This window comes from Morganella sp. GD04133 (assembly GCF_029835375.1).
Taxonomy (GTDB): Bacteria; Pseudomonadota; Gammaproteobacteria; order Enterobacterales; family Enterobacteriaceae; genus Morganella; species Morganella morganii_B.
Genome location: NZ_JAODZS010000009.1, coordinates 63467 through 85082 on the forward strand (window position 1 = coordinate 63467; position 21616 = coordinate 85082).

The window sequence follows — 21616 nt, forward strand, 5'->3', positions numbered from 1 at the left end:
ATCTCCTTAATTAACCCACGACCAGGTTCAGTAATTTACCCGGCACATAAATGACTTTGCGAATACTCACGCCTTCGAGGTATTTCGCCACATTCGCTTCCTGCGAGGCCAGTGCCATAACAGCATCCTGCTCCGCATCGGCGGCAACCGTGATACGACCGCGGACTTTACCGTTGATCTGGATAACAATCAGTTTGGTATCGTCAATCATTGCTTCTTCGCTGGCGACCGGCCACTGTGCATCATCCACATCCGTTTCGTGACCCAGCGCTTTCCACAGGGTGAAACCGGCGTGCGGGATAATCGGAGAGAGCATACGGATAACCGCATCCAGCGCTTCCTGCATCAGCGCGCGATCCTGCTCTGTTTCCTGAGGTGCGCGCTGCAGTTCATTGAGCAGTTCCATAATCGCCGCGATGGCGGTGTTGAACTGCTTACGGCGGCCGGCGTCATCGCTGACTTTGGCAATGGTTTTGTGCAGAGAGCGTCGCAGATCTTTCTGTTCCGGTGTCAGGTTGCTGATATCCAGCGGCGCGGTTTTGCCTTTCTGAACATGCTCATACACCAGACGCCATACACGACGGATAAAGCGGTTCGCGCCTTCCACGCCGGATTCCTGCCACTCGAGGGTCAGTTCCGGTGGTGCCGCAAACATCATAAACAGACGAACGGTATCCGCGCCGTATTTTTCCACCATAATCTGCGGATCAACACCGTTGTTCTTCGATTTTGACATCTTGCTCATGCCGGTGTGAACCAGCTCGCGGCCTTCTTTATCTGTTGCCTTGATGATACGGTTTTTATCATCACGCTCAAGAATAGCTTCTTCCGGAGACACCCACACGCGGTGGCCGTCAGTGTCGGTGTAATAGAAGGAATCAGCCAGTACCATGCCCTGGCACAGCAGGTTTTTCGCCGGTTCATTTGAGTTCACCAGACCGGCATCACGCATCAGTTTGTGGAAGAAGCGGAAATACATCAGATGCATAATGGCGTGTTCGATACCGCCGATATACTGATCGACCGGCAACCAGTAGTTGGCCGCCGCCGGGTCCAGCATGCCTTTGTCGTAGTCCGGGCAGCAGTAACGGGCATAATACCAGGAGGATTCCATAAAGGTATCGAAGGTATCGGTTTCACGCAGGGCTGGCTGACCGTTGATGGTGGTTTTTGCCCACTCCGGATCGGCTTTAATCGGGCTGGTGATGCCGTCCATGACCACGTCTTCCGGCAGGATAACCGGTAACTGATCTTCCGGAACCGGCACCACGGTGCCGTCTTCCAGGGTTGCCATCGGGATTGGTGCGCCCCAGTAACGCTGACGGGAAACCCCCCAGTCGCGCAGGCGGTAGTTTACTTTGCGCTCACCCACGCCGAGTGCCACCAGTTTGTCCGCAATCGCGTTAAAACCGGCGGTGTAATCCAGACCATCAAATTCACCGGAATTAAACAGGGTGTTTTTGCCGGTCATTGCCGCTTCACTGATATCCGGCGCGTTGCCGTCTTCACCCAGAATAACCGGTTTGATTGCTAAACCGTATTTGGTGGCAAATTCCCAGTCGCGCTGATCGTGCGCCGGAACCGCCATCACGGCACCGGTACCGTATTCCATGAGAACAAAGTTAGCGACCCAGACCGGAACTTTTTCGCCGGTCAGCGGGTGAATGGCAAACATACCGGTTGCCACGCCTTTTTTCTCCATCGTGGCCATTTCAGCTTCAGCCACTTTGGTATTACGGCACTCGTCGATAAAGGTTTTCAGTTCCGGATTGTTCTGTGCAGCCTGCTGTGCCAGCGGATGACCCGCCGCCACCGCCAGATAAGTGACACCCATAAAGGTATCCGGGCGGGTGGTGTAGACACTCAGTTTTTCGGTGCTGTCCGCGACATCAAAGGTGATTTCCACACCCTCGGAACGGCCGATCCAGTTGCGCTGCATGGTTTTGACCTGCTCCGGCCAGTCTTCCAGCGTATCCAGATCATTGAGGAGTTCTTCGGCGTAAGCGGTGATTTTGATAAACCACTGCGGGATCTCTTTGCGCTCAACCGGGGTATCACAACGCCAGCAGCAGCCGTCGATAACCTGCTCGTTGGCAAGAACCGTCAGGTCATGCGGACACCAGTTCACGGCGGAGGTCTTCTTATACGCCAGACCTTTTTCATACAGTTTGGTAAAGAACCACTGTTCCCAGCGGTAATATTCCGGCGTACAGGTGGTAACTTCGCGATCCCAGTCGTAGGCGAAACCCAGCTTTTTCAGCTGTTGTTTCATGTATTCGATATTGGCGTAGGTCCACGGTGCCGGCGCGGTGTTATTTTTTACCGCAGCGCCTTCCGCAGGCAGACCGAACGCATCCCAGCCAATCGGCTGTAAGACGTTTTTACCCAGCATGCGCTGGTAACGTGACATCACATCACCCAGGGTGTAGTTACGCACGTGGCCCATGTGTAGTCGTCCTGAAGGGTATGGCAGCATAGACAGGCAGTAGTATTTCTCTTTACTGTTATCTTCAGTCACTTTAAATGTTTGTTTTTCCTGCCAGTGACTCTGGACTTGTTGCTCTATGTCTTCGGGACGATATTGTTCTTGCATGGCACCGGTATTCCTGTGGTGATGAACTGCCGGACACGGACTGACAACCAGACCGGGCGGACAGCATGAAAATATTGGGTTTCGTTAATTTCTGACCCGTTAGCATAGCCGATATGCCCCTGAGGGAACAACAGTTAAGGGCGTAAAGGGATGAAAAAAGCAGGGGAATGACAAAGAGAAGAAGAAAGGCCGGTCTGTGACCGGCCGGTCAGAACATCAGTGCAGAATTTTAGCCAGAAAATCTTTGGCGCGATCGGATTTCGGGTTGGCAAAGAAATCCTCTTTTTTACTGTCTTCGACGATTTTGCCTTCATCCATGAAAATCACGCGGTCCGCCACTTTACGGGCAAAGCCCATTTCATGGGTGACCACCATCATTGTCATGCCTTCGTGTGCCAGTTCCACCATCACGTCCAGCACTTCGTTGATCATTTCCGGGTCGAGGGCGGATGTCGGCTCATCAAACAGCATGGCGACAGGATCCATACACAGGGCGCGGGCGATAGCCACACGCTGCTGCTGTCCGCCGGACAGCTGGGACGGGAATTTATCCGCATGGACAGACAGCCCGACACGCTCCAGCAGTTTCAGCCCTTTTTCTTTTGCTGCCGCTTTATCGCGCCCCAGCACTTTTACCTGTGCCAGGGTCAGATTTTCCACAATGGAGAGGTGCGGGAACAGCTCAAAGTGCTGGAATACCATGCCGACTTTGGAACGCAGTTTCGCCAGGTTGGTGCGTTTGTCATTCACCTGAATATCATTGACGAAAATTTCGCCCTGCTGCACCGGCTCAAGGCCGTTGACGGTTTTTATCAGCGTGGATTTACCGGAGCCGGACGGGCCGCACACCACAACCACTTCCCCTTTTTTGACGTCGGTCGAGCAGTCGGTTAAGACACGGAACTGACCGTACCATTTGGAGATATTTTTCAGGGAGATCATGACACAGTCCTTCTCTTGAGATAATTAACCAGCATTGACGCACCAAAGCTGATAACAAAATAAACCGCCCCCGCAAACAGCACCATCTCGATTTGTGTTCCGTCACGCTCGCCGATATTGCTGGCGGTACGGAAGAAATCGGTCAGGCTGAGCACATACACCAGTGACGTATCCTGGAACAGGACAATTCCCTGGGTCAGCAGCAGCGGGATCATCGCACGGAATGCCTGCGGCAGCACCACCAGACGCATGGTCTGCATTTTGGTCATACCGAGGGCGAGTGAGGCGGATGTTTGTCCCCGTGACACACTCTGAATCCCGGCGCGGATAATTTCAGCATAATACGCAGCTTCAAACAGGGAAAACGCTACCATAGCTGAGATCAGACGGATATCTGTTTTTGGTGATATGCCAAGAACATTTTGGACTAAGTTAGGCACAATCAGATAGAACCATAACAGCACCATCACCAGCGGAACGGAGCGGAAGGCATTCACATAGAGGGCAGCCAGCCAGCTCACAATCTTTATGGATGACAGGCGCATCATAGCCAGTATCGTGCCCCACAGGATGCCGATAACAATCGCGGTAACCGTGATTTTCGCCGTAATAACCAGCCCCTGTAACAGGAACGGCATACCCGGCATCACCGAACTCCAGTCAAATTCGTACATCAGTGGCCTCCTGTCCCGGGCAGACGCACCCGTTTTTCCAGTAAATGCATGGCCAGCATAATAATAACGTTGATGCCGACATAGGCGAGGGTGATCGCGGTAAAGGACTCATAAGCTCTGGCAGAGTAATCCAGCAACTTCCCGGCCTGCGCAGCCATATCGACCAGCCCGATAGTGGAGGCAATGGCAGAGTTTTTCACCAGGTTAAGCATTTCCGATGTCATCGGCGGAATAATCACGCGGTAGGCATTCGGCAGCAGCACATAGCGATAAGTCTGCGGCAGTGTCAGCCCCATTGCCAATCCGGCGGCTTTCTGACCGCGCGGCAGTGACTGAATGGCGGCACGTACCTGTTCGGTCATACGGGCGGCGGTAAACAGCCCCAGACAGAGGGTGGAGGAAATAAAGAACTGGATATTCGGGTCGAGATCCATTTTAAACCAGTCGCGCAGGGACGACGGCAGGAACTCCGGGATCACCAGATACCAGGTGAAGAACTGGACGATCAGCGGCACATTACGGAAAATTTCCACGTAAATGGTGCCGAGTGAGGAGAGAAACTTATTCGGCACCGTACGGAGAATACCGAACAGGGATCCCACCAGAAAGGCGATAATCCAGGCACAGATTGACAGCAGCACCGTGACCTTCAGGCCGGACAGGATCCAGCCGAGGTAAGTGGTGTTGCCGAAGGGGGCGGGCTGAAAAAAGATGCCCCAGTCCCAGTTTGCTGACATAGCGCGGCTCCCGGTATAAAGAACGAACTCCCTGTATAAGACGGATAACCAGTGGTTACCGGACAGACAGTGTGTTTGCATGCTGCGGACTGTGGTTTATCGTCCGCGCCCGCGTCAGTGGTGAACGCGGGCGCGGCGGTCTTAGTTATATCCTCAGTCCGGACGGCGCAGCTGGTCAGGCTGTCAGCCGCCGTGGTGATTATTCAAAGGCCTTGTCATTCGGCGCTTTGAACAGCCCTTTCATTTCATCGGATAATTCAAAGTTCAGGTTGAGGTTTTTAGGCGGAATCGGCTGTTTGAACCAGCGGGTATAGGATTTCTCAGCCTCACCGGAGGTTTGCGCATCAGAAACGGTTTTATCGATCAGCGCTTTAAACTGCGGATCATCTTTGCGCAGCATACAGCCGTAGGCTTCTTCGGACTGCGGTGTGCCGACAATCACCCAGTTATCCGGTTTTTTCGCTTTGGCGCGCTCACCGGCCAGCAGGGCATCATCCATCATAAAGGCGACCGCACGACCGGATTCCAGCGTGCGGAAGGCATCCCCGTGATCTTTGGCGCTGATAATGCGCATCTTCATCTGCTTCTCATCATTGAGTTTGTTGAGCAGCATTTCGGATGTAGTACCGGATGTCACCACGACGTTTTTCCCGGCGAGATCGGCAAAATCTTTGATACCGGAATCTTTACCGGTCAGCAGACGCGTACCGACCACAAAAATAGTATTGGAGAACGCGGCCTGCTGCTGGCGCGCCAGGTTGTTGGTGGTGGAGCCGCACTCAAAATCGAATGTGCCGTTTTGTAACAGCGGGATACGGTTCTGAGAGGTCACCGGGATCAGTTTGACCTGTAAATCCGGCTTATTCAGGGTCTTTTTCACTGCATCAACAATATGGTTGGAATAATCCTGGGAATAGCCGACCACGTTTTGCTGGTTATCATAATAAGAGAAAGGGACAGAGGACTCGCGGTGACCGACGATAATCACACCGTTATCATTGATTTTTTTCAGTGTACCGGTCAGCTCTTCAGCAGAAACTGCCGCACTGGCAAGCGCGGCTCCGGTGACCAGTACAGACAAAACTAACTTGCGCATAAACAACTCCTTTTCGGGAACAGTATAAGGACGTGTGTTGCTATTGTGTTTGTATTGTTAAAAATAGAACACTATTGTTAATAAATGGAAGTTAATTTGTTTTAAATCGGGAGATCCCTCTCACTCTGTCCGATAAAGATGTGCAAGTTACACACAGAACGTACACTCATATTAAATTATGATATTTTTAGTTGACTTGGTTTTATATGCTGCAATTGGCGTAATTATTAACCTTTTAATGGTTGTTTTTACTGCCGGGCGGGATGCTGTTATGGCCGGGAAGTGCTATTGTGCCATAATCGGCTGTTGTCACAATCCGGCTGTACGGTGAAAACATCATATTGCGGTTAAATGTGTAAAGTTATGGTTATCCGGTTGTCTGAAATCGCTGGCTGTGTAAGATAAGCGGTAACTATCGGGGAGCGGGCTATGCTGAAGCAACGCAGGCAGGGTTATTTGCTGCTGTTTTTCACATTATTCTTTATCCTGTTGTGTCTGACACAACGGGTGTCTGGTGCGCCTCGCATCAGCCTGAGCCCGTCTGCGGATTTTACCACGCCGGTGCAGCTCAGTGATGCGGAAACCGGCAGCACCAATCCCGGCGGCACCTGTGATATCAGTGCCAAGTCGCTGAGTACGGTGCCGCAGTTCCCGGCAGAACCTCTCTTTTTTGCCCTTCTTTTCTTCGTCATGACGGCGGTGATTGTCCCTGTCCGTTACCGTTCGCGCTCGTGGCGTCAGCATATCCCGCCGATGCGGCTGCGCAGGCATCTCCATTTTTGTGTCATGAGGGATTAGCAACCGGCTCGCTTTATATTGTCGGGTTTTTTGCTTAATTCGGAGATGAAAAAATTATGCGTTTTGTATTAACAGCGTTTGTGCTGTTTTTGTCCGCGCTGACTTCTGTGCATGCAGCTGATACCGGCTGGACTGAAATGCCGCACAATGATCACGCCCGTGTCAGAGTCACATCAGATCAGTGGAAAGACGGAAAACTGCGTCTGCTGCTGGCTGTTGAATTACAACCGGGCTGGAAAACCTACTGGCAGTCACCGGGCGAGGGGGGCGTTGCCCCTGAACTGACATGGCAGGAGACCTCCGCTGATACACAGTGGTTCTGGCCCGCACCGCAGCGTTTTGACGTCGCAGGGCTTTCCACTCAGGGCTACGGCGGCAGTGTGGTGTTCCCGCTGGAAGTCACGGCGGCTCAGGCGCTGCCGGCGCTCAGCGGAACACTGACCTTATCCACATGCAGTAATGTCTGTATCCTGACCGATTATCCGGTCTCACTGGATACGTCTGAACCCGCGCCGGACGATTTTGACCGCCAGTATGTGATGGCGATGCAGCAGGTGCCGCAGACCGGCGGTGATATCACCATCGGCGGCAGCCGGGTAAACGGTGGTACGCTGACGATGGCACTGCACCGCCCGGGCGGCTGGCAGGATCCGCAGCTGTTTTTTAATGCGGATAAAGAAACTATTTTTGCCGCGCCGTCATTTACTCTTTCCGGGGATAATCTCACCGTCACCGTTAAAGTGACGGATGACTGGGGTGAAGTACCGTCAGATCTGAACGGAAAACCGTTGTCGGTCGTTGTGACAGACGGTCCGGCAGCGCAGGCGCTCACCACGGTGATCGGCAGCGGGCCGGATATTACGGCTGCATCCGGCAGTGATACCTCCTTTATCATGCTGTTACTGTTTGCATTGCTGGGCGGGCTGATCCTCAACGTTATGCCGTGTGTTCTGCCGGTGCTGGCGATGAAACTCGGCGCTGTGCTGTATGTGGAAAACCGCGAACGGCGGATGATCCGCACCCAGTTCCTGGTCTCCTCCTCCGGTATTATGGTCTCCTTCTGGATCCTCGCGGCACTGGTGTCGGTATTACGTCTGACACAAAGTGCGGTCGGCTGGGGAATTCAGTTCCAGAACCCGTGGTTCCTCGGCTTTATGGTGGTGGTAACCTTACTGTTCAGTGCCAATCTGTTCGGTGTTTTTTCTATCCGTCTGAGCAGTAATGCAACCACAAAACTGGCGACAGCGGGCGGCAAAGGGATGCGCGGCCACTTTATGGAAGGTATGTTTGCCACGCTGCTGGCGACCCCCTGTACCGCGCCGTTCCTCGGTACTGCCGTTGCGTTTGCGCTGGTGGCCCCGTATTCACAGCTGTGGATGATCTTTACCGCGCTGGGACTAGGGATGAGTCTGCCGTGGCTGCTGATCGCCGCATTTCCTGGAATTGCCAGAGCTCTGCCGAAACCGGGCCGCTGGATGAACGGTCTGCGTCTGGTGCTGGGTGCCATGATGTTTATTACAGCACTGTGGCTGATCAGTCTGCTGATCCCGCACACCGGGCCGGAAACCGCTGCCGTGATGGTGGGGGTTGTGCTGCTGGTACTTGCGCTGCTGGCGTTCCGCCGTACCGGTATTAAGCGCGGAACGGCGGCGCTGGCGGCACTGCTGGTGGCCGGTGGTATCTGGGCCGGTATCAATATGACGGATGACCGGCAGCAGAGCCTGGTCCGTGATCAGGTGGATTGGCAGCCGCTGACGGAAGAGGCGGTGACCACCGCGCTTTCTCAGGGGAAACGGGTTTTTGTGGATGTGACCGCCGAATGGTGCGTAACCTGCAAAGCAAACAAATACAATGTATTATTACGCGATGATGTTCAGGACGCACTCCGTGAACCGGATGTTGTCGCACTGCGCGGGGACTGGACCAAACCGTCACCGGATATTACTGCATTTTTACAAAAGCGCGGGCATCTGGCAGTACCGTTTAATCAGATTTACGGCCCTGCTTTACCTGATGGTGAAATCTTGTCACCATTGCTGGATAAAGAAACACTCTTACATCTGTTAAATCAGTCACAAGGAATTGAACCATGAAAAAAACACTCGCGGCTTTAATGATTGCTCCGCTTATCTTTACAGCCACAGCTCACGCGGCTGCTTTTACCGCTGACCAGGAAGCGCAGGTGCGTGAATTGGTTCGTGACACACTGGTCAAAAACCCGGAAATTCTGGAAGAAGCGATCGCGGCACTTCAGCAGAAACAGACCGAAAAACAGACTGCGCAGATGAAAGATGCCGTTAAAGCGAATGCTGACGCGCTGTTTAATGATAAGTACACGCCGCGCATCGGTTCAAAATCACCGAAGCTGACCATTGTCTCTTTCACCGATTATAACTGCCCGTACTGCAAACGTTTTGATCCGCAGCTGGAAGCGATGGTGAAAAAATACCCTGACGTGGCGGTAGTCTTCAAACTGCTGCCGTTCAAAGGGGAAAGTTCCCTGAATGCCAGTCGTGCCTCACTTTCTGTCTGGGAAAGCAAGCCGGAAGCATTCGCACCGCTGCATAACCGCCTGATGCAGAAAAAAACCGCACTGACCCAGGATGATATCAACAGCGCACTGAAAACCGCCAAAGCGGGTGATGTAAAAGTCACTGAGAACAGTATGAATACCATGCGTATGAACATGATGCTGGCAGAGCAGTTAGGTGTTCAGGGAACGCCTGCAACGCTGATCGGTGACGTGATGCTGCCGGGGGCCGTGGATGACGCACAGCTGGAATCTGTCATTAAGGAACAGCTGGCTAAGGTTAAATAATGCGGTTACTGCGCAGATGGGGAAAGGAATTTCTCCTGCTGCTGGTGATTTTATTTATTGCGTCACAGGCGATGGACTACTGGCGCAAACCGCAGGCACCGGATTTAAACACGGTGCCTTCACTGACACTGACAGACGGCACACCGGTGTCCATTGCGCAGATGAGTGCGGAAAAACCGTTACTGGTCTACTTTTGGGCATCCTGGTGCGGGATCTGTAAACTGACGTCGCCGTCAGTCAGCGAGCTGTCTGAGTTTGGCTACAATGTGGTGACGGTTGCTATCCGCTCCGGTGACGATGACCGGCTGGCGAAAGGGATGGCAGCGAAAGGTTACTATTTTCCGGTGATTAATGATCCGGATGGCCGTATCTCTCAGCTCTGGGGCGTGAATGTCACGCCGACCTTTGTGATTTATCACAAAGGGGAGATAGTCAGTTATACCAGCGGCTGGACCAGCCAGTTGGGTATGATGGCCCGGCTGTGGCTGGCGAAATAATCAGTCTGAAAATAAAAATCCCGCCGGTGAGCAATCACGGCGGGATTTTTTATCTGCGGAATTTTTTCTTAATCAGCGAAAATGCAGGCCGCGCTCGGTGCTCTTTCTGCGTTTTACCAGCGCCAGACCGAGGAAGATAACGGTAGCGCCCCAGACCGGCCAGGTGCCCATACGGTAATACGGCGTGAAACCGGATGCAGAGGTCACCGTGGCACTCAGGGTGGCCTGTGTGAACTGCGGCAACTGCGCGGTGACAGAGCCGTCCGGTGCAACAATGGCGGTAATACCGTTATTGGTGGCTCGCAGCAGCGGACGCCCCAGCTCCAGTGCTCGCATCCGCGCCATCTGGAAATGCTGCCACGGGCCGATGGAGCGGCCGAACCAGGCATCATTGGAGGCAGTCAGTAGTACACCGGTTTTGTCGGTCATATTGTGGCGCACCTGCTCCCCGAGGATCACTTCATAGCAAATCTCGGCGGTCAGTGTCATTTTTCCGGCGGTCAGCGGCGGCTGAATGTAACCCCCGCGGCTGAAAGCAGACATCGGCAGGTTAAAGAACGGCGCCAGCGGACGCAGTAAATCTTCCAGCGGCACAAATTCCCCGAACGGCACTAAGTGATGTTTGTAATAGCGGTTTGTATCCCGGCTGTCGTATTCACTCTTATTGCCCAACACAATCAGGGTGTTGTAAACATCATACTCTTTGCCGTCCGCTTTCGGGACCGCATCCACCACACCGGTGATAAGCTGCGCACCGCTGAGTGTCAGCAGGCCGTTAAGCTGATCCAGGAACGCAGACTGACTGGCGGCAAAATCCGGAATAGCGGATTCCGGCCAGATAATCAGGGTGTCAGGGCGGAAGTACGGGCGGCTCTCTTTGAGGTAAATGCCCAGCGTTTTATCCAGCATGCCCTGTTCCCATTTCAGGGACTGGGCGATATTTCCCTGTACCAGCGCGACCTGAGTCGGGTCGTTATTCATCTGATACCACTGGTAGTTGCGGGCAAGCCACGGCGCAAACAGCAGCACCAGTGCCGGGATCAGCGGGCGGATACGGCGCTGTGAGAGTGAAAGGGCAATCAGCCCGCTTATCACCATCAGCAGGAAGGTGATGGCATTGACACCCAGGATTGGCGCCAGTGCGCGCATCGGGCCGTCAATCTGGGTATAGCCGAATTCCAGCCACGGGAAGCCGGTCAGCACCCAGCCGCGTAAAAATTCAGTGAGCTGCCAGAGTGCCGGGGCAGCAATCACCAGACGCCAGACAGTGGCGTGCGGGAAGCATTTCGCCAGCAGACCGGCAAACAGCATCGGATAGAGCGCCAGATAGGCAGCCAGCAGGACAACAAGGAACAGGTTGGCGATTTCCGGCATACCGCCGAAATCCGCGATACTGACATACACCCAGTTTACGCCGCTGCCGAATAAGCCCAACCCCCAGGCGAAACCGATAGCACAAGCCTGTTTGCCTGTCCGGTTGAGGGTCAGCAGCAGCAGGGCGGTCAGTGCAGGCAGTGAGAAAAACCAGAGATCAAAAGGCGAAAAGGCCAGCGTTCCGCCGGCCCCGAAAATCAGTGCCAGCAGCAGACGCGGCCACTGGCGTAAACCATGAGGTGATTTTATCATGTCAGATTATCTTCATCTAAAGACGGGATTGGAGCATCGTCCGGAATCTTAACATGTAACTGGATAATTTTACGACTGTCCGCCATCGCAACTTTGAACTGGTAGTTGTCAATCTCAATGGTTTCACCCCGGGTCGGCAGATGGCCGAAGGCCTGCATCACCAGCCCGCCGACGGTATCCACTTCTTCATCGCTGAAGCGGGTGCCGAATGCGTCGTTAAAATCTTCTATCTGGGTGAGGGCGCGGACAGAATAGGAGTGCAGGCTGAGCTGACGGATATCCACGTCATCCTCATCATCGTATTCATCCTCAATTTCGCCGACGATTAACTCCAGAATGTCTTCGATAGTGACAAGTCCGGAGACGCCGCCGAATTCATCGATCACAATCGCCATATGATAGCGCTGGGAGCGGAACTCCTTAAGCAGACGGTCAACACGCTTACTTTCCGGCACAACAACCGCCTGGCGCAGGACTTTATCGATACTGAACTCTTCGGAATCACTGCGCATAAACGGCAGCAAATCTTTTGCCATCAGCAGGCCTTCAATGTGATCTTTGTCTTCGCTGATCACCGGAAAGCGGGAGTGGGCAGAATCAATAATGACATCCAGGCACTCGTCGAGTGTCTGATTACGCTTGAGAGTCACAATTTGTGAACGCGGGATCATGATATCGCGGACACGCTGATCAGAAATATCCATCACCCCTTCGAGCATATCGCGGGTGTCAGGATCGATCAGTGCATTTTGTTCGGAATCACGGATGACCTCAACGAGGTCTTCACGGCTTTTTGGCTCGCCGTGGAACAGTTGCTGGCGCAGCAGAGAAAAGAAACCCTTTTTCTGGTTCGGTGTATCACTACCCGATGGATGGTCGTCGCTCATGGCGGTTTTTTTATATTCCCCGATTTAATGAAAGATGCCGTATTATGTAGCATAAAAACGGCATCGCTGACTACGCTTTTTCTGTGATATACGGATCAGAATAGCCTAATTTTTTTAAGATTTCCGTTTCCAGGCCTTCCATCTCCTCTGCTTCATCGTCTTCGATGTGGTCATAACCCAGCAGATGCAGGCAGCCGTGAACGACCATATGTGCCCAGTGTTCTTCTTCGGTTTTTTCCTGTTCAGCGGCTTCGCGTTCCACCACCTGGCGGCAGATAATCAGATCGCCCAGCAGCGGGAGTTCAATTTCCGGCGGCGCTTCAAACGGGAAGGAGAGTACGTTGGTTGGTTTGTCCATGCCGCGGTAAGTCAGGTTCAGCTCATGGCTTTCTGCTTCATCCACCAGGCGGATGGTCACTTCACTTTCTTCCTGAAACATCGGCAGCACACCGTCAATCCAGCGCTGAAACTGTGCCTCAGAAGGCAGATTGTCTGTATTTTCACAGACGATTTGTAAATCAAGAACCGGATTACTCATGGGATTGTTCCTGCTGCGCCTGCGCACGTTCGGCATCGCGCTGCTGTTTCAGCATCTGTTTGCGTTTCTGTTCTGCGGCTTCCCACGCTTCATAGGCAATAACCACTTTTGCCACGATAGGATGACGCACCACGTCTTCACTGTGGAAGAAGTTAAAGCTCAGTTCCGGCACATCTGCCAGCACTTCAATGGCGTGGCGCAGACCGGACTTATTGCCGTTCGGCAGGTCAATCTGGGTGATATCCCCAGTGATAACCGCTTTGGAGTTAAAGCCGATACGGGTCAGAAACATTTTCATCTGTTCGATGGTGGTGTTCTGGCTTTCATCGAGAATAATAAAGGCGTCGTTCAGCGTCCGTCCGCGCATATAGGCCAGCGGTGCGACTTCAATCACGTTGCGTTCAATCAGCTTTTCCACTTTCTCAAAGCCGAGCATTTCAAACAGCGCGTCGTACAGCGGGCGCAGATACGGATCGACTTTCTGACTGAGATCGCCGGGCAGGAAGCCGAGTTTCTCACCGGCCTCAACGGCAGGGCGGGTCAGCAGGATGCGGCGGATTTCCTGACGCTCCAGGGCATCCACGGCGGCAGCGACTGCCAGATAGGTTTTCCCGGTCCCGGCAGGGCCGATACCGAAGGTGATATCGTGGTCGAGAATGTGGGCGATATACTGTGCCTGGTTTGGCGTGCGCGGTTTAACCATACCGCGTTTGGTTTTGATATTGACGGATTTTCCGTAGTCCGGCACATGCTCGTCACTCTGTTCCAGTACACGGCTTTCGGCTACAGCGAGGTGAACCTGCTCGGGGTCAATATCGCGGATAACGCCGCGCACCGGGGCGGTTTCCACATAGAGCTGACGCAGGATAGCCGCAGCGGCTTTGACACAGTGCGGTTTGCCGGTCAGCCGGAAGCGGTTGTCGCGGCGGCTGATTTCGGTGCCGAGGCGGCGCTCAAGCAGTTTGATGTTATCATCGAAGGGACCGCAGAGGCTTTGCAGGCGCTGATTTTCGGCGGGTTCGAGGAAAATTTCCTGTGTTGCTACCTGTGAAGGTGATGTATAGGTCTCTGTCACTGAATCTCTCTGTGTATTCTCACGCGCAGGTTATTCTGCGCGTGATCGTTAGTTAGTGTACGGTTGGCTGGTAGATGCCGACACCCAGTTCGTCTTCTTTACGGGTGCGGGCAATCACGGATTCCGGGGTTTCGTGAACACGCAGGTTCATCTGATCTTCTGTCCGGATCACGCGACCGCGCAGTGAGTTGGTGTAGACATCGGTAATTTCGACATCCACAAATTTGCCGATCATGTCCGGGGTGCCCTCAAAGTTCACCACGCGGTTATTTTCGGTGCGTCCGGATAACTCCATAACATCTTTGCGGGACGGGCCCTCTACCAGGATGCGCTGAGTGGTGCCGAGCATCTGACGGCTGTAGCTCATTGCCTGCTGGTTAATCCGCTGCTGTAACAGGTACAGACGCTGTTTTTTCTCGTCTTCGGTCACGTCATCCGGCAGGTCAGCCGCCGGCGTTCCCGGACGCGGGGAGTAGATAAAGCTGAAGCTCATATCGAAATTCACGTCGGCAATCAGCTGCATGGTTTTTTCGAAGTCGTCATTGGTTTCTCCCGGGAAGCCGACGATAAAGTCAGAGCTTATCAGAATATCCGGACGTGCTTTGCGCAGTTTGCGAATGATGGATTTGTATTCCAGCGCGGTATGGGCGCGTTTCATCTGGGTCAGAATACGGTCCGAGCCGCTCTGTACCGGCAGGTGCAGGAAGCTGACCAGTTCCGGGGTATCTTCATAAACAGCGATAATATCATCGGTGAATTCAATCGGATGGCTGGTGGTAAAGCGGATGCGGTCGATACCGTCAATCGCGGCTACCAGACGGATCAGTTCGGCAAAACTGCAGATGCTGCCGTCAAACGCCGGGCCGCGGTAAGCATTCACGTTCTGACCCAGCAGGTTTACCTCACGCACGCCCTGAGCGGCTAACTGTGCGATTTCAAACAGCACATCATCACACGGACGGCTGACTTCCTCACCACGGGTGTAAGGCACCACGCAGAAGGTGCAGTATTTATTACAGCCTTCCATGATAGAAACAAACGCGGACGGGCCTTCGGCGCGGGGTTCCGGCAGGCGGTCAAATTTCTCGATTTCCGGGAAGCTGATGTCCACAATCGGGCTGCGGTCGCCTCTGAGTTTGTTGATCATCTCCGGCAGGCGGTGCAGTGTCTGCGGGCCGAAGACAATGTCCACGGCCGGGGCGCGGCGGCGGATAAAATCCCCTTCCTGGGAGGCCACACAGCCCCCGACACCGATAATAATGTCCGGATTCACATCCTTGAGGTTTTTCCAGCGGCCAAGTTGATGGAACACTTTTTCCTGCGCTTTTTCACGGATAGAACAGGTATTAAGCAGGAGAATATCGGCTTCATCGGCATTGTCTGTTAAAGTGTAGCCGTGGGTGCTTTCCAGCAGGTCAGCCATTTTGGATGAATCGTACTCATTCATCTGACAGCCCCAGGTTTTTATGTACAGTTTTTTACTCGTCGACATTTTCTCAATCCGCTGTTTTCAGTGAAACAATACCCGCAACACTGAAAAGCATTGTGTGTATTCAATCAGGTTTGATGTAATCAATGGTCGATATTGTAGTCATTTGACACTCCGGTGACCAGACCCGGCAGCACGGATCTTCACCTTCCCCGGTGAATTTACGGTAATTGAACAAAAAATCAACGTATTAGAATAGGTATGTCATGGATAACCCGTTAGCACATTCTGAAGTCACCGTTATCGGCGGGGGAATGATTGGTGCCGCCACAGCACTGGGATTGGCTCAGGCCGGTTTTCGCGTCACGGTGGCTGAATTACAGGCACCGGCAGCGTTCGATGCGCAGAGCCGCCCTGACGTGCGGATTTCTGCCATCAGCCGCGCGTCTGCTGAGTTACTGGAGAGTCTCGGCGTATGGGAGCGTGTGCGTGCCATGCGTTGTGTGCCGTACCGCACCCTGGAAACCTATGAGGAACCGGGGTCGGAAGTGACCTTTACCGCAGAGAGCCTCGGGTTACCTGAGCTGGGGTATATGGTGGAAAACCCGGTCCTGCAACGGGCATTGTGGGAGATGATCACCACTCATGAGCTGATCACCTGTCTGTGCCCGGCGCGGTTACAGGGTATGACAAAGCAGTCCGGTGAATGGTTACTGACGTTTGATAACGGTGACATCATTACCACCCGGCTGGTGATCGGGGCGGACGGCGCGAAATCACAGGTCAGAACGCTGGCCGGTATCGGCAGTCGCGGCTGGCAGTATCGTCAGTCCTGCATGCTGATCAGCGTGGATACCGGACGTGAGCAGCAGGATATCACCTGGCAGCAGTTTTTCCCGTCCGGCCCGCGTGCGTTTCTGCCGTTGTTTGATTCGTATGCTTCGCTGGTCTGGTATGACTCACCGGCGCGGATACGCCAGCTCAGTAAACTGCCGCTGCCGCAACTGCAGGCAGAAATCCGCGCATCATTCCCTGAACGCCTCGGGGACGTGACTCCGCTGGCCTGCGGCTCTTTCCCGCTGGTGCGTCACCATGCCGCCCATTATGTGCAGGACGGGCTGGCGCTGATCGGTGATGCGGCACATACCATTAATCCGCTGGCCGGGCAGGGAGTAAATCTCGGTTACCGTGATGCGGATACCCTGCTGAATACCCTGATTGCGGCGCGGGAGTGCTGTGAGGACTGGGGCAGTGAATCTGTTCTCAGACGTTATGAGCGCCGCCGCCGCCCGGATAACCTGCTGATGCAGGCCGGGATGGATGCGTTTTATCTCACTTTCAGTAATACCCTGCCGGGGTTACAGCCGTTGCGTAATCTGGCACTGACGGTGGCACAACGTGCAACACCGCTGAAAAAACTGGCGCTGAAATATGCACTGGGGGTCTGATTACTGATTCAGGCAGGGCGGGAGATTCTCTTCTGCTTCCGGGGATGGCGGACAGCAGGCAAAAACGAAAAGCCGCTGTAAACACATCCGTGTGCGCTCAGGCGCGTCATCCCTGACGCGCATGCTTTTCGTTTATTTTGCCTGCTGTCGCGCGTTGTACATTGAGTGCAAATGAAATATTTATCCGGATGCAGAAAAGCAAAAAGCCCGTCAGAGACAGGCTTTCAGAATTTGGCTGGGGTACCAGGATTCGAACCTGGGAATGCTGGAATCAGAATCCAGTGCCTTACCGCTTGGCGATACCCCAAAAGATAGTGGCTGCAAAAGATGGTGGCTACGACGGGATTCGAACCTGTGACCCCAACATTATGAGTGTTGTGCTCTAACCAACTGAGCTACGTAGCCATCTTTTACTGCTTTAACAAAGCCGTTTTTCAGAATATGGCTGGGGTACCTGGATTCGAACCAGGGCATGCCAGGATCAAAACCTGGTGCCTTACCGCTTGGCGATACCCCACCTGAAAAACGACGCCTATCATACTTCATTTTTCCACTGAGTGGAAGATGGCTGGGGTACCAGGATTCGAACCTGGGAATGCCAGGATCAAAACCTGGTGCCTTACCGCTTGGCGATACCCCATCCGGAAATACAATAAGCAACAACGAATGTCACGAGAAATGGTGCGGGAGGCGAGACTTGAACTCGCACACCTTGCGGCGCCAGAACCTAAATCTGGTGCGTCTACCAATTTCGCCACTCCCGCAAAAAAGATGGTGGCTACGACGGGATTCGAACCTGTGACCCCAACATTATGAGTGTTGTGCTCTAACCAACTGAGCTACGTAGCCATCTTTTTTTTGCGTGACCTTCATCGGCGTTGCGGGGCGCATTATGCGGATTACAGCCAAAAGCGTCAACTGCTTTTTGCAGATATTTTGATGAAATCCGTTTGTTTGCCTGCATAATAATCACTTTGAAGATAAACAGAACAAAAAACAGGATAAAATCACAGAGTTGATACATTTATCCGGCAGCAGATTATGCTTGCGGAACCGGTCTGTTTTCCAGAACATGCAGCAGCAGTTCACCGTACAGCATGGCCCGTTTTATCAGGGCAAATGCCCCGATAGCGGAGTTTGGCGGCAGCTGAGAAATCACCACCGGCAGATCCTCACGGAAATTTTTCAGTGACTGCGTATTGATGCAGCTTTGCAGTGCGGGCAGAAGGATGTTTTCAGCCGCGGTTATCTCACCGGCAATCACCACTTTTTGCGGGTTAAACAGGTTTATCGTGATAGCAATGGCTTTTCCGAGGGAATTACCGACCTGTTTTATCACTTCTGCCGCGAGGGCATCCCCCCGGTTAGCGGCACGGCAGATGGCGCGGACAGCGCAGTTATCCGGCGTCAGTTCACTCTTAAACCCCTGAGCCAGCTGATATTTTACCCGGGTTTCAATGGCGGCATCCGATGCGACCGTTTCCAGACAGCCGAAGTTTCCGCAGTGGCAGCGTTCACCGAGCGGGTCGATCTGAATATGACCGATTTCGCCGAGATTACCACGCCGGTTCAGCAGAATCTGGCTGTTGATAATAATCCCCGCCCCGGCCCCCCGGTGAATGCGCACCAGCAGTGAATCCGCGCAATCACGGGTGGCACCGAAATAGTGTTCAGCCAGCGCGAGACTGCGGATATCATGTCCGGCATAGCAGGGCAGTTTAAAATGCTGATGGAGGTTTTCGGTCAGCGGCCAGTCATTGACCGTAATATGCGGCATATAGCGCACAATACCACGATCCGGATCGACCAGGCCGGGCAGAATCACCGCAATGGCGATAAGCTCACGGATACGGCGCTGGTGTGTCTGTCTGAAGTTGTCGATCAGCGCAATGAGTTTGGCTTCCGCATCGGCCTGAGAGGTGGCTTCCAGGGAACAGGTCTCTTCTTCGAGAGCCCGTCCGCTGAGATCAAACAGTGCGATAGTGGCATCATGGCGGCCGAGACGCACGCCGATAGTCTGAAAGGCACGGTGTTCGGAAATAATGGAGATAGCGCGGCGTCCGCCGGTGGATGCCTGCTGATCCACCTCTTTTATCAGGCCGCGCTCAAGAAGCTGACGGGTAATTTTGGTCACGCTGGCAGGTGCCAGCTGACTTTGTTCCGCAATCTGAATGCGTGAAATCGGGCCGGAACGGTCTATCAGGCGGTAAACCACCGCCCCGTTCAGCTGTTTGACTAAATCAATATTACCTATCTGCGGAATTCCGTTACCCATCGGTGTCTTTTACTCATGATGTATGGACCACATTCCCGTTAACGATTGTCATACAGACAGAAAAATCAGCGGTGAAGGCGGTCAGGTTGGCAATGCTGCCGGATTTAATACTTCCCAGTCTGTCCTGAACACCAATTGCCCGTGCCGGATAGAGTGTGGCCATGCGCAGGGTTTCATCCAGCGGGATACCGACATGCTGAACACAGTTTGCCACTGCGCGGATCATGGTGAGTGAGGAGCCACTCAGTGTGCCGTTTTCGTCCACACATAAACCATCACGATAATATATCGTTTTGCCGGCAAAGATAAAATGATCCAGCCCGCTGGTTTTCGGATCAAGCCCTGCCGGTGCAGTGGCATCGGTGACCAGGATCAGCTTGTCGCGCTTGAGGGCTTTACTGTTGCGGATGTTCGGCCAGGAGACATGCAGGCCGTCAGCAATAATTCCGGCATAGATTTCAGCGGTATCATAAATCGCGCCAATCAGTCCCGGCTGGCGGCCGGAAATGTACGGCATGGCATTAAACAGGTGTGTGGAGAGGGTGATACCGTTTTCAAACCCGGCACGGGACTCTTCATAACTTGCGTTGGAGTGCCCGGAGGAGACCACAATTCCGGCATCCGTCAGTTTGCGGATAACGGAAGTCTCCACCATTTCCGGTGCCAGGGTGAGTTTGGTTATCACATCTGCGTTGTCACACAGAAAATCAATCATGGCGGCATCCGGCTTGCGGATATAGTCCGGATTGTGCGTGCCTTTTTTCACCGGGTTGATATAAGGCCCTTCCAGATGCAGCCCCAGCGCCTGATTTTTATGGTTTTTCAGATAATCACGCATAGTGCTGACACTCAGTTTCATCAGCGAATCGGGGCTGGTGATCAGTGTCGGCAGGAAGCTGGTGCAGCCGGTGCGCTCATTGGCTTTCTGCATAATGTCCAGGGTGCGGACAGTGATATCGTCTTCATTGTCATTAAACTGTACGCCGCCGCAGCCGTTGACCTGCAAATCAATAAATCCCGGGGAGAGGATAGCACCGCCCAGAGCACGGGTATCAATTCCGTCCGGTAACTCACTGACCGGGCACACACTGTGGATTAATTCACCGTCAATAATGACCGCGTGGTTTTCCAGACGATCGTGACCGGTATAAATAATGGCATTGGTTAATGCGTACATAACGCCTCCTGGGGGAGAGAATACTGATTTAAAGATAAGACAACACAACAAAAACCGCCCGGATAAAGGGCGGTCAGCGTCGGTTATTCAGCAGCAAATTGTTCGATAATGTCAGATTCAAGGTGACAGAAATACTTCAGGGTTTTCACTTTCAGCTCAAGTGTGGCCGGTTCATCACATACCACAATGGCTTTCGGGTGGATCTGCACACAGGTAATCGTCCACATATGATTCACCGAGCCTTCAACCGCCTGCTGTACCGCCATTGCCTTGTTATGACCGGTGGCGAGGATAAGCAGCTCTTTGGCATCCATCAGTGTGCCGACACCCACGGTGAGTGCATACTTCGGTACTTTATTGATGTCATTGTCAAAGAAACGGGAGTTGGCGATACGGGTTTCCGGTGTCAGGGTTTTGACACGGGTGCGTGAGGTCAGTGATGAGCCCGGTTCGTTAAAGGCAATGTGACCGTCATTACCGACACCGCCCATAAACAGCTGCACACCGCCGTAAGCTTTCATCTTCGCTTCGTAGCGTTCACATTCCGCATCGCTATCCGGGGCATTACCATTGAGCAGGTTGATGTTTTCCGCCGGGATATCAATGTGATTAAAGAAATTCTCATGCATAAATGAGTGATAGCTCTGAGGATGGGACATCGGCAGGCCGATATACTCATCCATATTAAACGTCACCACATGACGGAAACTGACTTTTCCGGCCTGATGCAGGGCGATCAGCGCCTTGTAGGTCGCCAGCGGGGTGCCGCCGGTCGGCAGTCCCAGAACAAACGGGCGCTCTGCCGACGGGCGGAACGCATTGATTTTGTCAGCGATGTACTGTGCGGACCACTGACCGACATCCTGCGCTTTCGCAAGAGGGATTAAACGCATATCGATTCTACCTCATTAAGTTATACCGGGTTATCCGCCCGGTATCTGCTGTGCTGTCTCAGGAAGATCCTTCCTGTCTCATCTATAGCATGAATACCCGGGATTTATTAGTC

18 protein-coding genes and 6 tRNA genes are annotated in these 21616 nt (G+C 53.4%); 5 read left to right on the forward strand and 19 right to left on the reverse strand.

The annotated features are described in order from the left end of the window. Positions 1 to 10: 10 nt before the first annotated feature. From leuS to N7387_RS05765, 5 genes are all read right to left on the reverse strand, one after another. Entirely contained in the window at positions 11 to 2593 is a 2583-nt protein-coding gene (gene leuS, locus N7387_RS05745; RefSeq protein ID WP_279797616.1) for a leucine--tRNA ligase, read from the reverse strand. 216 nt (positions 2594 to 2809) lie between these two features. Continuing rightward, entirely contained in the window at positions 2810 to 3535 is a 726-nt protein-coding gene (locus N7387_RS05750; protein ID WP_025153524.1) for an amino acid ABC transporter ATP-binding protein, read from the reverse strand. Next, positions 3532 to 4209, reverse strand: a complete 678-nt coding sequence (gene gltK / locus N7387_RS05755) for a glutamate/aspartate ABC transporter permease GltK (protein WP_004235602.1) — start codon at positions 4207 to 4209, stop codon at positions 3532 to 3534. Before gltK ends, N7387_RS05750 begins: the two co-directional genes overlap by 4 nt. Beyond that, complete coding sequence (locus tag N7387_RS05760; RefSeq protein WP_004235603.1) at positions 4209 to 4946, reverse strand: amino acid ABC transporter permease; 738 nt, start codon at positions 4944 to 4946, stop codon at positions 4209 to 4211. The genes gltK and N7387_RS05760 overlap by 1 nt, the downstream gene beginning before the upstream one ends. Before the next feature lie 199 nt (positions 4947 to 5145). Next, the gene (locus N7387_RS05765) at positions 5146 to 6048 is read right to left on the reverse strand and encodes a glutamate/aspartate ABC transporter substrate-binding protein (RefSeq protein ID WP_279797620.1); all 903 of its coding nucleotides are present in this window, start codon (positions 6046 to 6048) and stop codon (positions 5146 to 5148) included. Between the two features lie 423 nt (positions 6049 to 6471). Here N7387_RS05765 and N7387_RS05770 point away from each other — a divergent pair, with 423 nt between their 5' ends. The 4 genes from N7387_RS05770 to N7387_RS05785 are packed head-to-tail and all read left to right on the forward strand — an operon-like array spanning position 6472 to position 10155. Next, positions 6472 to 6840, forward strand: a complete 369-nt coding sequence (locus N7387_RS05770; protein WP_262859965.1) for a copper-binding protein — start codon at positions 6472 to 6474, stop codon at positions 6838 to 6840. A 56-nt stretch (positions 6841 to 6896) separates the two neighbouring features. Next, entirely contained in the window at positions 6897 to 8933 is a 2037-nt protein-coding gene (locus tag N7387_RS05775; RefSeq protein WP_279797623.1) for a protein-disulfide reductase DsbD domain-containing protein, read from the forward strand. Further along, the gene (locus tag N7387_RS05780) at positions 8930 to 9658 is read left to right on the forward strand and encodes a DsbA family protein (protein ID WP_279797624.1); all 729 of its coding nucleotides are present in this window, start codon (positions 8930 to 8932) and stop codon (positions 9656 to 9658) included. The genes N7387_RS05775 and N7387_RS05780 overlap by 4 nt, the downstream gene beginning before the upstream one ends. Beyond that, positions 9658 to 10155, forward strand: coding sequence for a protein disulfide oxidoreductase (locus N7387_RS05785; RefSeq protein ID WP_262859962.1), 498 nt, complete (start codon positions 9658 to 9660; stop codon positions 10153 to 10155). The genes N7387_RS05780 and N7387_RS05785 overlap by 1 nt, the downstream gene beginning before the upstream one ends. Positions 10156 to 10227: 72 nt before the next feature. Here the strand turns inward: N7387_RS05785 and lnt are convergent, their stop codons facing one another. From lnt to miaB, 5 genes are all read right to left on the reverse strand, one after another. Next, complete coding sequence (gene lnt, locus N7387_RS05790; RefSeq protein WP_279797626.1) at positions 10228 to 11781, reverse strand: apolipoprotein N-acyltransferase; 1554 nt, start codon at positions 11779 to 11781, stop codon at positions 10228 to 10230. Then, on the reverse strand, positions 11778 to 12668 hold the full coding sequence (corC, locus tag N7387_RS05795; protein WP_004235612.1) for a CNNM family magnesium/cobalt transport protein CorC: 891 nt from the start codon (positions 12666 to 12668) through the stop codon (positions 11778 to 11780). The genes lnt and corC overlap by 4 nt, the downstream gene beginning before the upstream one ends. 70 nt (positions 12669 to 12738) lie before the next feature. Next, positions 12739 to 13206: an rRNA maturation RNase YbeY gene (gene ybeY, locus N7387_RS05800; protein ID WP_025153517.1), complete on the reverse strand. Its 468-nt coding sequence runs from the start codon at positions 13204 to 13206 to the stop codon at positions 12739 to 12741. Then, on the reverse strand, positions 13199 to 14281 hold the full coding sequence (locus N7387_RS05805; RefSeq protein WP_279797630.1) for a PhoH family protein: 1083 nt from the start codon (positions 14279 to 14281) through the stop codon (positions 13199 to 13201). Before N7387_RS05805 ends, ybeY begins: the two co-directional genes overlap by 8 nt. Before the next feature lie 52 nt (positions 14282 to 14333). Next, positions 14334 to 15773 (reverse strand): tRNA (N6-isopentenyl adenosine(37)-C2)-methylthiotransferase MiaB, encoded by a 1440-nt coding sequence (miaB, locus tag N7387_RS05810; RefSeq protein WP_279797632.1) that lies wholly within the window; start codon positions 15771 to 15773, stop codon positions 14334 to 14336. A gap of 203 nt (positions 15774 to 15976) precedes the next feature. Between miaB and ubiF the strand changes: the two genes are divergently transcribed. Further along, positions 15977 to 17158, forward strand: a complete 1182-nt coding sequence (ubiF, locus tag N7387_RS05815; RefSeq protein ID WP_262862699.1) for a 3-demethoxyubiquinol 3-hydroxylase — start codon at positions 15977 to 15979, stop codon at positions 17156 to 17158. Between the two features lie 232 nt (positions 17159 to 17390). On the opposite strand, the gene N7387_RS05820 is transcribed toward ubiF, so the two are convergent. The 9 genes from N7387_RS05820 to nagB form a co-directional block, all read right to left on the reverse strand. Further along, positions 17391 to 17465: transfer RNA gene (locus N7387_RS05820), tRNA-Gln, on the reverse strand. A gap of 21 nt (positions 17466 to 17486) precedes the next feature. After that, a tRNA-Met gene (locus tag N7387_RS05825) sits at positions 17487 to 17563 on the reverse strand. Between the two features lie 37 nt (positions 17564 to 17600). Further along, positions 17601 to 17675, reverse strand: a tRNA-Gln gene (locus tag N7387_RS05830). Between the two features lie 48 nt (positions 17676 to 17723). Then, positions 17724 to 17798: transfer RNA gene (locus N7387_RS05835), tRNA-Gln, on the reverse strand. A gap of 39 nt (positions 17799 to 17837) precedes the next feature. Further along, a tRNA-Leu gene (locus N7387_RS05840) sits at positions 17838 to 17922 on the reverse strand. A gap of 8 nt (positions 17923 to 17930) precedes the next feature. After that, a tRNA-Met gene (locus N7387_RS05845) sits at positions 17931 to 18007 on the reverse strand. A 190-nt stretch (positions 18008 to 18197) separates the two neighbouring features. Continuing rightward, entirely contained in the window at positions 18198 to 19433 is a 1236-nt protein-coding gene (locus N7387_RS05850) for an ROK family protein (RefSeq protein WP_279797634.1), read from the reverse strand. A 13-nt stretch (positions 19434 to 19446) separates the two neighbouring features. Further along, the gene (gene nagA / locus N7387_RS05855; RefSeq protein WP_279797635.1) at positions 19447 to 20610 is read right to left on the reverse strand and encodes an N-acetylglucosamine-6-phosphate deacetylase; all 1164 of its coding nucleotides are present in this window, start codon (positions 20608 to 20610) and stop codon (positions 19447 to 19449) included. A gap of 83 nt (positions 20611 to 20693) precedes the next feature. After that, a complete protein-coding gene (gene nagB, locus N7387_RS05860) occupies positions 20694 to 21503 on the reverse strand; it encodes a glucosamine-6-phosphate deaminase (RefSeq protein WP_279797638.1) in 810 nt (269 codons plus the stop codon). Between the last annotated feature and the right edge of the window lie 113 nt (positions 21504 to 21616).